Source organism: Thioclava sp. F36-6, assembly GCF_002020305.1.
Lineage (GTDB): Bacteria > Pseudomonadota > Alphaproteobacteria > Rhodobacterales > Rhodobacteraceae > Thioclava > Thioclava sediminum.
Genome location: NZ_MPZX01000001.1, coordinates 676,540 through 688,517, shown reverse-complemented (window position 1 = coordinate 688,517; position 11,978 = coordinate 676,540). Strand labels below are relative to the sequence as shown.

Below are 11,978 nucleotides of genomic sequence, written 5' to 3'. Positions count from 1 at the left end.
TCGGGGCGGTGGGGTCTTCTTGCTCCTCCGCCCCAACCTGCGGTATCTCTTGTTTAGAAAACTACAAGAGAAAGCGAGCAGCATGGCCGACGATCTTCTGACGCCCCAGACCGATTCCTATGACGCCTCCTCGATCGAGGTGCTCGAAGGTCTCGAACCCGTGCGAAAACGCCCCGGCATGTATATCGGCGGCACGGACGAGCGAGCGCTTCATCACATGGTGGCCGAGGTGCTCGACAACTCGATGGACGAAGCGGTGGCCGGTCACGCCAACCGCATCGAGGTCGAGCTGCTCGCCGATCATTCCGTCGTCATCCGCGACAACGGGCGCGGCATCCCGATCGACCCGCACCCGAAATTCCCCGGCAAATCCGCGCTGGAAGTCATCCTCTGCACGCTGCATGCGGGCGGCAAGTTCTCGGGCGACGCCTACGAGACCTCGGGCGGTCTGCACGGGGTCGGCGCCTCGGTGGTCAACGCGCTGTCGGACCTGATGGTCGTTCAGGTCGCCAAGAACAAGGAGCTGTATGAACAGCGCTTCTCGCGCGGCATTCCCGAAGGCCCGGTCGAGAGGATCGGAGCGGCGCCCAACCGTCGCGGCACCACCGTCACCTTCCATGCCGACGAGCAGATTTTCGGCCATCACCGGTTCAAGCCCGCACGTCTGCTGAAAATGGTGCGCTCGAAGGCGTATCTCTTCTCGGGCGTCGAGATTCGCTGGAAATCCGAAGTCGACGACGGCGAGACCCCGACCGAGGCCACCTTCCACTTCCCCGGCGGCCTCGCCGATTACCTGACCGAGACGCTGAGCGGCGCGAGCACCTATGCCGACCGCCCCTTCTCGGGCAAGGTTGAGTTCCGCGAAAAGTTCAATGTGCCGGGCTCGGTCGAATGGGCGATCAACTGGACGCCGTCGCGCGACGGTTTCATCCAGTCCTACTGTAACACCGTCCCGACGCCCGAGGGCGGCACCCACGAGGCGGGCTTCTGGTCGGCGATCCTCAAGGGCATCCGCGCCTATGGCGAGCTGGTGAACAACAAGAAGGCTGCGCAGATCACCCGCGACGACCTGATCACCGGCGGCTGTGCGCTGGTCTCGTGCTTCATCCGCGAGCCGGAATTCGTAGGCCAGACCAAAGACCGCCTTGCCACCGTCGAGGCGCAGCGTCTGGTCGAGGGCGCCGTGCGCGACCACTTCGACAACTGGCTGGCCTCGGACACGAAATCCGCAGGCGCGATCCTCGATTTCCTCGTGCTGCGCGCCGAGGAACGCCTCAAGCGCCGGCAGGAGAAAGAGACCCAGCGCAAGTCGGCGACCAAGCGGCTGCGCCTGCCCGGCAAGCTGGTCGATTGTTCGGCCACGAACCGCTCGGGGACCGAGCTGTTCATCGTCGAGGGCGACTCGGCAGGCGGCTCGGCCAAGATGGCGCGCGACCGCAAGAACCAGGCGCTGCTGCCCCTGCGCGGCAAGATCCTCAACGTGCTCGGCGCGGCTTCCTCCAAGCTCGGCTCGAACCAGGAGATCAACGATCTGACGCAGGCGCTCGGCGTCGGCCTCGGCACCAAGTTCAACGTCGACGATCTGCGCTACGACAAGATCATCATCATGACCGATGCGGATGTCGACGGAGCCCACATCGCCTCGCTCCTGATGACCTTCTTCTTCACCCAGATGCGCCCGATGATCGATCAGGGGCACCTCTATCTGGCCTGCCCGCCGCTCTATCGTCTGACCCAAGGGGCCAAGCGCGTCTATGTGGCCGACGACGCCGAGAAGGACGCGATGCTGGAGAAGGGTCTGGGCGGCAAAGGCAAGATCGACGTGCAGCGCTTCAAGGGTCTGGGCGAGATGGACGCGAAGGACCTGAAAGAGACCACGATGCACCCCGACACGCGCAAGCTGATCCGGGTCACGATCCACGACGACGAGCCGAACGAGACCGGCGATCTGGTGGAAAGGTTGATGGGCAAGAAACCCGAACTGCGGTTCCAGTATATTCAGGAGAACGCGCAGTTCGTGGAGGAGCTGGATGTTTGAGGAGGCGCGGTGACGGAGCCTCGCTATCAGGTCCAAGAGGATTTACCTGACGACTATTTGCTCGCGCTCGGGATCTACGTGCAGACCTGTGCGCGGATCGAGTTGTGGGCGGCGCGTCTTGTTTGTTTGACCGAAGGCTTAGAGCCGCGCTCTCCTGAGTTCACGAAGCGAACCGATAAACTTCGGCAATTCACGAAGCCATTAGCTGAGAAATTGAAGTCTGCTTTAGATACGGTTTCATCCGATGAAAACGTAAAGTCAGAATTATCCGAACTTGGGCAGCAAATCCTGACAAGCTTAGATGACCGGCACAGAGCAGTGCACGGAGTTCATTTCATCCATGAAGGCCGTCTGGTGATCGAAGCCGGCACAAAAAGAAACAGCGAGCGGCTAAAGATAGCCGCATACGATCCAGCGCTCATACAGGCGGCTATTACAAATGCCGATCGCGTGCTCCGCCTACTCAAAGAGTATTGCGAGACATATAGATGATGAGTTCGGCCCGGGCGACCAGCCCGGGCAGCGCCCGACCCTCCCCCCGGGAGGGCGCATTGGCGATGCAGTTCACAGCCTCCCCGTCCTCCGGGCTTGCAAAATAAACCGCTCAAACCAAACGACAGCGAAGCGCCCACCCAGGGTCGGGCGCTACCCTCATCGCTCACCACACGCGCCCGCCCGGCCCTTCGCTCGCGCTCCGGGCGTTCGCCGGGCGTCCTTCCACTGGAAGGCCGCCCTTCCCGGCTCACCCCTCCCCCCGGGAGGGTGCATTGGCGACGCAGCCCGCAGCCTCACCGTCCTTCGAGCTTGCAAGATAAACCGCCCAAACCAGACGACAGCGAAGCGCCCCCTGCGCCGCGACGCGCGGCGCGTTCGCCACTGAAGGCTTCCACTGGAAGCCTTCCGAGACGCGGCTCACCCCAAGGCTCGGGCGCTGCCCTGATCTCTCACCACACGCGCCCGCCCGGCCCTTCGCTCGCGCTCCGGGCGTTCGCCGGGCGTCCTTCCACTGGAAGGCCGCTAGTCCCGGCTCACCCCTCCTCACTCGGCATCGAATGGACACGGGCTTGGATCATCTCCGGCGGCGCGATACCAAGGCGCGACACGTCACAACCTCCGGATCCCGACATATGCCCCAGATTTCTACCGAAAGCCTCAGCGTCACCATCGCCGATCTGGGCGCCGAGATGCAGGGGCTGAGCTATCAGGGGCAAGAGCTGCTCTGGGAGGGCGACCCGGCCTGGTGGAGCGGGCAGGCCCCGATCCTGTTTCCCATCGTCGGCCTTCCCGCGGCCGACGGGGTGACGATCGACGGCACGCCCCACGCGATCTCCAAGCACGGCTTCGCCCGCCGCCTGCCCTTCCGCGTGACCGAGCTGACGCAAAGCCGCTGCTGTCACCTGCTCGAACCCTCGCAGGAGACGGCGGCCTATCCGTTCGATTTCCGCCTCGAGATCGTCCACGAGGTCGTGGGGGCAGAGCTGAGCGTCACCGCCACGGTCAGCAATGCGGGCGACCGGGAGATGCCGTTTTCCTTCGGTTTTCACCCCGCCTTCCGCTGGCCGCTGCCCGGCGCGACGGGCCCGCATCGGATCGAGCTGCGCAACGGGGCGGAGCCTGCGCTCGCGCGGCTCGCGGATGGGATGCTGGGGCGCGCGCGGATGCCCTCGCCCTTCACGGCGGGCGCGCTGACCCTCGACCCGGCGCAGTATGAGGACGATGCGATGATCTTCCCCGAAGGCGCGGGCGACGGGCTGCGCTACCGCGCCGATGGGGCGCCGGTGCTCGATTTCCGCTTTTCCAACCTGCCCAATCTCGCGCTGTGGCAGAAACCCGGTGCGCCGTACATTTGCATCGAGCCGTGGCACGGGCTGCCCGCTGCGGAAGGGGCCGGGCCGGAACTGGCCGCGCGGCCCGACAGCATGATCTTGGCCCCCGGCGGGCAGGAGACATTCGCGATGACCCTGCAGGTAAGCGGATGATGCCCTACCTCGCCTATGGCTCCAACCTGCTGACTTCGCGGCTTGCCGCGCGCTGCCCCTCGGCCCGCGTGCTCGGGTTGGCGGAGGTGCCCGGACATGCGCTCGATTTCTCGAAACGCGGGCGCGATGGGAGCGCGAAGGCCACGATCACCGAAAGCGCGGCGCGCACCCAAGGGGTGCTGTTCGAGATCACGGAGACCGACATCCCCGCACTCGATGCTGCCGAAGGCGCGGGACTGCATTACGAGAAGATCGTGCTGGTGCTCGAGGATGGCCAGCGCGCCTTCACCTATCGCGCGCTTCAGCGCCGGGACGGGATCGCGCCGTTCGAGTGGTATCTGGCGCTGATCCGGGCGGGGCGGCGCGAGCACGGGCTGGGCCTGGGCGATCTGGCGCATGTCGAGCCGATCCCCGACCCCGAGCCCGACCGCCCTGGTTTCATCGCCGCCCGCGAGGCGTTGGTCAGCGCGGGCTATCGCGACTGGCGCGCGGCGCTCTGACCGATCGGGCGCACCGGCATGCCCGGCCCGGTCAGCACGGCGATGCCTGCCCCGACCAGCGACGACAGCTCCGGCCCGTCGCAATCCAACCCCCCGGTATATGTGCCGAAAGCGGGTAGGATCAGGTGATCGCGCCCCACCAGAAACGCGCGATGCGACCGCCGGGCGATCTGAGCTTTGGGGTGGAAATGGCCAGAAAGGTCCGGCCCCTGCCCTGCGATATGGCGCAGGGTGAGCGGGCCGATTTGCGCCTCTTCCACGGTCTGCCCGAGGCCGATCGGGTCATGGTTTCCCGCGATCCATAGCAGCTTCGTCTGCGCCGCGATGCGGGTCAGCCGCCCGGCGATTTCGGGCGCGATCTCACCCGCCGCCGCATCGTCGTCGAACGCATCGCCAAGGCTGATCAGCCGCGAAGGCCGCAGCCGCAGCACCTCAGCCTCCAGCCGGATCACCGTGTCGAGGCTCTCGAAAGGCGGCAAAAGCGCACCACCGCGCCGCGCCATCCGCTCGGACTTGCCCAGGTGAAGATCGGCCACGATCAGCGCCTCTTCCCCGGGCCAATAGAGCGCGCCCGATGGTTGCGCGATGAGCCGCTGCCCCGCGAAGGTGATCTCTCTCATTCCAGCCCCGCCTCGCGCATCATTGCCTGCGCCTCTTCTTCCATCAGCCGCGCCTCGCCCGTGCCGCCGCGAATGCCGACCTGCCCGTGCTCCAACAGCAAGGGCGCGGCCAGCGGCGTCACGTGCGGGGCGCGGATATGCACGATTCTCTTGCCCTGGGCCAGCATCTCCTCGATCCGTTCGAAATCGACGAGACCGCGGCTCGCCTCCTCGCGGGTGATGCGCAGCAGAAGGTGGTCGGGATCGTAGCGGCGCAAGGTGTCGTAAAGGATGTCGGACGAAAACGTCGCCTGTTTTCCCGATTTGCGCTGCCCCGGCAGGTTGCGCTGGATGAGGCCCGCGATCGTGGCAATGGAGCGGAAGGCGCGCTTCATCACCGCGTTGCTCTCCAGCCAGTCGCGCAGCCCTTCCCGTAGCCCATCGGCCGATAGCAACGGGGCGGGGTCTTCGACCAGATCGATCGACCAGATCAGCAGCGCGTAATCGGTGGCCACGAACCCGAGCGGCCCGAGCCCCGCCTGCTCCATCCGGTGCGTCAGCAGCAGCGCGAGCGTCTGATGCGCGTTGCGCCCGGCGAAACCGTAGAGGCAGAAGAACGCCCGCCCGCCGCGCAGAAAGGTCTCGCAGGTCAGCGTGCCGGGGGCGGGTAGCGTGGAAATCTCGCGCTGCAGCGCCAGCCAGTCGCGGGTGTCAGGCGGCAGTTGCTCCCAGTCCTCGGGCGTGGCGATGAGGCGTTGGACCCTTTGCGACAGCTCCAGCGAGGTCGCCATCTTCAGCCCTGAGAAGACGGCGATTTTCGGCTCGCGCGTGGCGGCGTTCGTCACCTCCACGACCATCTCGCGCAGACCTTCGTAGCGGACAACCTGCCCGCCGATTAGGAACGTGTCGCCGGGGGTGAGAGACGCGGCGAAGCCTTCCTCAACCTCGCCCAAGGGCGTGCCGCCGCGTCGGGATTTGCGGCGGACTTTCAGCTTCTCGGTCTCGGTAATCGTGCCGATATTCATCCGCAGGTCGCGGGTCGCGCGCGGATCGCGGAGCTGCCATTTGCCCTCGCGCTGCAACAGCCGCTGCCAGCGGTCATAGGCGCGCAGCGCGTAGCCGCCGGTGGCGCAGAACTCGAGACAGGCATCAAAATCGGCACGCGGCAGCTGCGCGTAGGGCCCCGCCCGCAACACCTCCGCATAAAGCGCATCCTCCTCGAACGGCCCGGCGCAGGCGGTCAGCAGGATATGCTGACACAGCACGTCGAGCGGCCCGCGCCAGCGCCGCCCGCCGCCGTCCAAATCGTTCTCGCGCACGGCCTCCAAGGCGGCGGCGCATTCGACAATCTCGAAGCGGTTCGCAGGCACGATCCGCGCGCGCGAGGGCTCGTCATAGCGGTGATTGGCGCGCCCGATCCGCTGCACGAGGCGCTTGACGTTCTTCGGCGCGCCGACCTGCAGGACCAGATCGACATCGCCCCAGTCGAGCCCCAGATCGAGCGAGCCGGTGCAGACCACCGCGCGCAACTCGCCTCTGGCCATCGCCTCCTCGACCTTGTGGCGGGCCTCGCGCGAGAGCGAGCCGTGATGCAGCCCGATCGGCAATGCGTTGTCGTTCACCTCCCAGAGCGCCTGAAAGAACAGCTCGGCCTGCGCCCGTGTGTTGAGGAAGACAAGGCTGAGCCGCGCGTCCTCGATCGCTGCCATCACATCGCGCGCGGCGTGCCGCCCGCCGCCGCCCGCCCACGGTGCGGGACGCTCGGTCGGCAGCATCTCGATATCGGGGGGCGGGCCTGGATCGGCCATGATCACCCGCGCGCCGCCCATGAAATCGGCCAGCGCCTGCGGGGCTTCAACCGTGGCCGACAGCCCCGTGACGGTCAGGCCCGGCGACAGGCTGCGCAGCCGCGCGACGCCCAGCATCAGCTGATCGCCGCGTTTGCTCTCTGCCAGCGCGTGGATTTCATCGAGCACCACCCGCTTCACGCCTGCGAAGATCTTCGGCGCTTCCGGGTAGGACAGCATCAGCGCGAGACTCTCCGGCGTCGTCAGCAAAATCTGTGGTGGATCGACCCGCTGGCGGCGACGCTGCGTGGCCGATGTGTCGCCGGTGCGATCCTCGATCCGCAGGTCCAGCCCGATTTCGTCCACCGGCGCGCGCAGGTTGCGCGCGATGTCCTTGGACAGCGCCTTGAGCGGCGAGACATAGAGAGTGTGCAGCCCCTCATATCCCTCGGCCAGATCGACGAGCGACGGCAGAAACCCCGCCAGCGTCTTGCCGCCCCCGGTCGGCGCGATCAGCAGCGTATCTTCGCGCGCGGCCAGCACGTCGAGCTGATGCCTGTGCGGTTGCCAGCCGCGGCTGGCGAACCAGTCGGCGAAGCGTTGCGGCAGGAGGGGCGTGGCGGCAGTGTCGGGCATCGCGTGAAAGGTAGGCGTGAGGAGCGGATACGCAAGCTTTGCGGCACCTCTTGGCACAGGCGGCCAGCTCGGGCCGCGCCCGCCCCTTCTTTAAAGCAATCAGCCTTTGCGCCGAGACGCGCCCCTCCCCCAACATCTCGCACCATCGCACACCCCACCCGCGCGATCTCGCCACTGTTCATCGGGCGATCCATGTTATATTCAGGCCCGCGACAGGAAATTGCCCGAGTCCCCTCGGGCGCGACAGAAACGGAAATCTTATGGCCTTTTATCGTTCCCGTAGATCCACCCATGGCCGAAACATGGCGGGCGCGCGCGGTCTGTGGCGCGCAACCGGCATGACCGATGACGACTTCGGCAAGCCGATCATCGCGGTCGTGAACTCCTTCACCCAATTCGTGCCGGGTCACGTCCACCTCAAGGACCTCGGCCAGATGGTCGCGCGCGAGATCGAGAGCGCGGGCGGCGTCGCGAAGGAATTCAACACCATCGCGGTCGATGACGGGATCGCGATGGGCCATGACGGGATGCTCTATTCGCTGCCTTCGCGCGAAGTGATCGCGGACTCCGTGGAATACATGGTCAACGCGCATTGCGCCGATGCGATGGTCTGCATCTCGAACTGCGACAAGATCACCCCCGGCATGATGATGGCCGCGATGCGCCTGAACATTCCGGTGATCTTCGTTTCCGGCGGCCCGATGGAGGCCGGCAAGGAAGGCGCGGAAATCATCGGTCACGACCTCGATCTGGTCGACGCGATGGTGGCGGCTGCCGACGACAAATATTCCGACGAGGACGTGCTCGCGATCGAGAAGGCCGCCTGCCCGACCTGCGGGTCGTGCTCGGGCATGTTCACCGCGAACTCGATGAACTGTCTCGCCGAAGCGCTGGGTCTGGCGCTGCCGGGCAACGGCTCGATGCTGGCGACGCATGCCGACCGCAAGGAGCTGTTCCTCGAGGCGGGCCGCAAGATCGTCGAGATCACGCGCCGCCATTACGAGCTGGAAGACAAGGGCCTGCTGCCGCGCGAGATCGCGACGTTTGAAGCCTTCGAGAACGCGATGAGCCTCGATATCGCGATGGGCGGGTCCACGAATACCGTGCTGCACCTGCTGGCGATCGCGCATGAGGGTAAGGTCGACTTCACGATGGAAGACATCGACCGGCTCTCGCGCAAGGTTCCGGTGTTCTGCAAGGTGGCGCCGGCGAAGCAGGACGTCCACATGGAAGACGTCCACCGCGCGGGCGGCATCATGGGTATCCTTGGCGAGATGAACCGCGCCGGTCTGATCCATCAGGACGTGCGCACCGTGCATTCGGAGACGATGGCCGAGGCACTGTCGAAATGGGACGTGATGGTCGCCAATGATGACGCCACAGATCAGTTCTACCGCGCGGCGCCGGGCGGCGTGCGCACGACGCAGGCCTTCTCGACCGAGAACCGCTACAAAGAGCTCGACCGCGACCGCGAGGGCGGCGTGATCCGCACCGCGGAACATGCGTTTTCGCAGGATGGCGGTCTGGCGGTGCTCTACGGCAATATCGCCGAGCAGGGCTGCATCGTGAAAACCGCAGGCGTCGACGACTCGATCCTGAAATTCTCGGGCCCCGCAAAAGTCTACGAGAGCCAGGACGACGCGGTATCGGGCATCCTGACCGGCAAGGTCGTCGAGGGCGAAGTGGTCATCATCCGCTACGAGGGCCCGCGCGGCGGTCCGGGGATGCAGGAAATGCTCTACCCGACCTCCTATCTCAAATCGAAGGGCCTCGGCGCGAAATGCGCGCTGCTGACCGACGGACGTTTCTCGGGCGGCACCTCGGGCCTCTCGATCGGTCACGTCAGCCCGGAAGCGGAAGAAGGCGGCACGATCGGCCTCGTCGAGACCGGCGACATCATCGAGATCGACATCCCGAACCGCACGATCAACCTCGCCGTGGCCGACAACGTTCTGGCCGCGCGCCGCGAGGCGATGGGGCCGCTGCCGTGGAAACCGGCAGAGCCGCGCAAGCGCGCTGTCTCGACCGCGCTCAAGGCCTATGCGCTGCTGGCCAGCTCGGCGGCGAAGGGTGGCGTGCGCATCCTGCCCGAGTGATCGCACCCGAACGCGAATTGGAACGGCCGCCTCTCGGGGCGGCCGTTTTCATTCAGGCGGCATCGCTTTCGGGCAGGCTTTCTTCCCAACCGAGCCGCTTGCGGATCGCATGGGCGAGGTAGCTCATCGCCAAGGCCGAGACCCCGCCCAGCACCGTCCCCGCGACCCGGCCCCAAGCGTTCGACAAAGGCGCATCATTGCCCATCGAGACCATCACCACGATCAGCGCGGTCAGGAAGGCCACAAAGGTCGGGTAATGCGCGGGCGGCGCGAACAGGATCGCAGTCACGCCGAAGATCACATAGAGCCCCGGCATCACGAAACTGTCTGGCCCCAGCCACAGCACAAGCAGGCTCGCCCCCAGCCCGCCTGCGAGGGTCGCGAGGCTGCGCACCAGCACCCGGTCCCATGTCATGCCGGGACGCGGGCGAAGCATCAACAGCGCCGAGAGCGGCGCCCAGTAGGGGTGATTGATCGAGAAAGCCACTGCGATCCCGTAGGACAAGCCCACCGCGCCCATCGCCTGCAGCCCCTGACCGATCAGCGAGTTGAGCGGCGCAACGCCATCGGGCGGCACCTGCCCATCGAGCTTCGGCCCCGTCTTCGGCGCGAAGTGTTTCCAGATCACCCGCACCGCCTCTTCCACCGCCAAGACCCAGACCATCGCGCCGCCGACGGCGAGCAGTACCGGCCCGGGCGACGGGATGAACTGCACGAGGAAGGTCGAGAGCGAGAAGAACAGCCAGCTTTGCAGAAACAGCCACCACAGGCTCATATCGCGGCGCGAGAGCAGGCCAACGGCGAACGCGCCAAGCAGCATTCCCGGTACGCTCAGCGCGACACCCCCGATCATGACCTTCGCGGCGATCATGCCGGCGAAGATCCCGACCAGTTTGCCCGCAATATCGAGGAAGGTGACCGGCCAGCGCCGATTGCGGATCGACTTGCCCTGCCCCGTCGAGGTGGCGAAGCCCGCGCCAAGCGCCGCGAGTTCCTGCCCGCGCGGCAGATCGAGTGACAGCACGATCGCGACCAGCCCGCTCAGCGCAAGCGCTGCGGGCAAGCCGCGCGACCAGTTCAACTTCTGAAGTTGCGTAGGGGAGATAGTCACCAATTGCACCGTGTACCACCTTTCGATGCAGGCAAAGCGCCTTACCGACGCGCTGGTTCCGCGCTAGACGTCGATCCGGTCAAGAAGACCCGCCACCATTCCGTGATAGCCCGAACCGAACAGGCGCAGATGCACCAGCGCAGGCCAGAGTTGATAGATCGCCCGCCGCGCCTGCCAGCCGGGTTCAAGCGCGCCGTAACCAGCGGCGAATTCCGGCCCGGGCGCGCCGAAGAGATGGAGCATCGCGAGATCGACCTCGCCGTCACCGTAATAGCAGGCCGGGTCGATCAACCCGCTCAGATGTCCCTGATCGGCCAGCACATTGCCCGCCCAGAGATCGCCATGCAGCAAGGACGGGAACGGGCGCGGCGGCAGATGCTCGTCGATCTGGTCCGCCAGTTTCTCGACACGGCGGGCGAGTGGCGCGGGCAAGGCAGGCAGCGACGGGCGCAGCCGCGCCTCGGCCCAGAATTCGGGCCATGTCGGGCGCGCTGCGTTCGGGATCGGCACCGGGCCGAAGGCGTAATCGTCGGACCAGCCGTAGGGCGCCTCATCCGGTGCCCCAGCCGCGCGGTGTTGGCGCCGAAGCATCTCGCCCAGTTCCAGCCAGCCTGCCCCCCTTAGGCCTCCGCGCTGCGGCAAAGCCTCTATCACGAGGCAGACCCGAGAGGCCGCGATCACCTTCGGCACCCGCGCGCCCGCCTCAGCGAGCGCACTCAACATCTCCGCCTCGATCTCGGGGTGAGGCCCGCCCTTGGCGATCACCCGCTCTCCGGTCGGCAGGTCTAGCGCCAGCACCGGGCTCAGATCGCCGCCCGCCAGCGGCTCGGCCCTTCGCGGGGTGATTTCCAGCAGGCGCGCGGCCTCTGCCAATATCCGCGCCGTTTCGTCCATGTCGCCCTCCTGTTTTCGGTCGTTTGCCTTTTCTTGCGGCACCACAGGCGAATATCCGCCCTGTACGACAGGATTACGGTTGCGTGACGGGTTCCATCCGGTGCAAATGCCCTTTGTTGCCATCGATCAGCCTCCCCGTGGCGGGTCAGCCCTTCGTGCAGCATAGACATTTTGGACGCCTTCGTGCCGAGACAATGCGTGCAGCGCGCTCGGGCCGGAGGATTTGTCCGTTTCTGTCCCTCGGGGGGCAACACGAGACCCTGACGGAGATATCCCCACACTCGTCTCCGTCGGGTAGCAGCCGCCGCGAACCCCTTGCGGCGGCTGCGTTTAGCCCC

Annotated in this window: 9 protein-coding genes; 5 read left to right on the top strand and 4 right to left on the bottom strand. The window is 66.1% G+C overall.

Going from position 1 to position 11,978, the window contains the following annotated elements:
- Window positions 1-82: 82 nt before the first annotated feature.
- The 4 genes from parE (at window position 83) to BMI88_RS03225 (ending at window position 4,517) form a co-directional block, all read left to right on the top strand.
- Window positions 83-2,038, top strand: coding sequence for a DNA topoisomerase IV subunit B (gene parE / locus BMI88_RS03240; protein WP_078546031.1), 1,956 nt, complete (start codon window positions 83-85; stop codon window positions 2,036-2,038).
- Window positions 2,039-2,047: 9 nt separating this feature from the next.
- Complete coding sequence (locus BMI88_RS03235) at window positions 2,048-2,530, top strand: hypothetical protein (protein ID WP_078546029.1); 483 nt, start codon at window positions 2,048-2,050, stop codon at window positions 2,528-2,530.
- 635 nt (window positions 2,531-3,165) lie between these two features.
- Window positions 3,166-4,017, top strand: coding sequence for an aldose 1-epimerase family protein (locus BMI88_RS03230; protein WP_078546026.1), 852 nt, complete (start codon window positions 3,166-3,168; stop codon window positions 4,015-4,017).
- Window positions 4,014-4,517, top strand: coding sequence for a gamma-glutamylcyclotransferase family protein (locus BMI88_RS03225; protein ID WP_078546024.1), 504 nt, complete (start codon window positions 4,014-4,016; stop codon window positions 4,515-4,517). Before BMI88_RS03230 ends, BMI88_RS03225 begins: the two co-directional genes overlap by 4 nt.
- On the opposite strand, the gene pdeM is transcribed toward BMI88_RS03225, so the two are convergent.
- Together pdeM and BMI88_RS03215 are read right to left on the bottom strand one after the other, a co-directional pair.
- Window positions 4,490-5,137 (bottom strand): ligase-associated DNA damage response endonuclease PdeM, encoded by a 648-nt coding sequence (gene pdeM, locus BMI88_RS03220; protein WP_078546022.1) that lies wholly within the window; start codon window positions 5,135-5,137, stop codon window positions 4,490-4,492. The two genes, BMI88_RS03225 and pdeM, sit on opposite strands and share 28 nt — an antisense overlap.
- Window positions 5,134-7,539, bottom strand: coding sequence for a ligase-associated DNA damage response DEXH box helicase (locus BMI88_RS03215; RefSeq protein ID WP_078546020.1), 2,406 nt, complete (start codon window positions 7,537-7,539; stop codon window positions 5,134-5,136). The genes pdeM and BMI88_RS03215 overlap by 4 nt, the downstream gene beginning before the upstream one ends.
- Before the next feature lie 260 nt (window positions 7,540-7,799).
- On the opposite strand from BMI88_RS03215, the gene ilvD reads away from it, so the two are divergent.
- Window positions 7,800-9,635 (top strand): dihydroxy-acid dehydratase, encoded by a 1,836-nt coding sequence (ilvD, locus tag BMI88_RS03210; RefSeq protein ID WP_078546018.1) that lies wholly within the window; start codon window positions 7,800-7,802, stop codon window positions 9,633-9,635.
- Between the two features lie 52 nt (window positions 9,636-9,687).
- Here the strand turns inward: ilvD and BMI88_RS03205 are convergent, their stop codons facing one another.
- Together BMI88_RS03205 and BMI88_RS03200 are read right to left on the bottom strand one after the other, a co-directional pair.
- Complete coding sequence (locus BMI88_RS03205) at window positions 9,688-10,746, bottom strand: FUSC family protein (RefSeq protein ID WP_146673460.1); 1,059 nt, start codon at window positions 10,744-10,746, stop codon at window positions 9,688-9,690.
- Window positions 10,747-10,809: 63 nt separating this feature from the next.
- The gene (locus BMI88_RS03200) at window positions 10,810-11,640 is read right to left on the bottom strand and encodes a fructosamine kinase family protein (RefSeq protein ID WP_078546014.1); all 831 of its coding nucleotides are present in this window, start codon (window positions 11,638-11,640) and stop codon (window positions 10,810-10,812) included.
- Between the last annotated feature and the right edge of the window lie 338 nt (window positions 11,641-11,978).

Coding starts and splice junctions, on each gene's coding strand:
- parE (WP_078546031.1), top strand. CDS start 83: ATGGCCGACGATCTTCTGACGCCCCAGACCGATTCCTATGACGCCTCC.
- BMI88_RS03230 (WP_078546026.1), top strand. CDS start 3,166: ATGCCCCAGATTTCTACCGAAAGCCTCAGCGTCACCATCGCCGATCTG.
- BMI88_RS03225 (WP_078546024.1), top strand. CDS start 4,014: ATGATGCCCTACCTCGCCTATGGCTCCAACCTGCTGACTTCGCGGCTT.
- pdeM (WP_078546022.1), bottom strand. CDS start 5,137: ATGAGAGAGATCACCTTCGCGGGGCAGCGGCTCATCGCGCAACCATCG.
- BMI88_RS03215 (WP_078546020.1), bottom strand. CDS start 7,539: ATGCCCGACACTGCCGCCACGCCCCTCCTGCCGCAACGCTTCGCCGAC.
- ilvD (WP_078546018.1), top strand. CDS start 7,800: ATGGCCTTTTATCGTTCCCGTAGATCCACCCATGGCCGAAACATGGCG.
- BMI88_RS03200 (WP_078546014.1), bottom strand. CDS start 11,640: ATGGACGAAACGGCGCGGATATTGGCAGAGGCCGCGCGCCTGCTGGAA.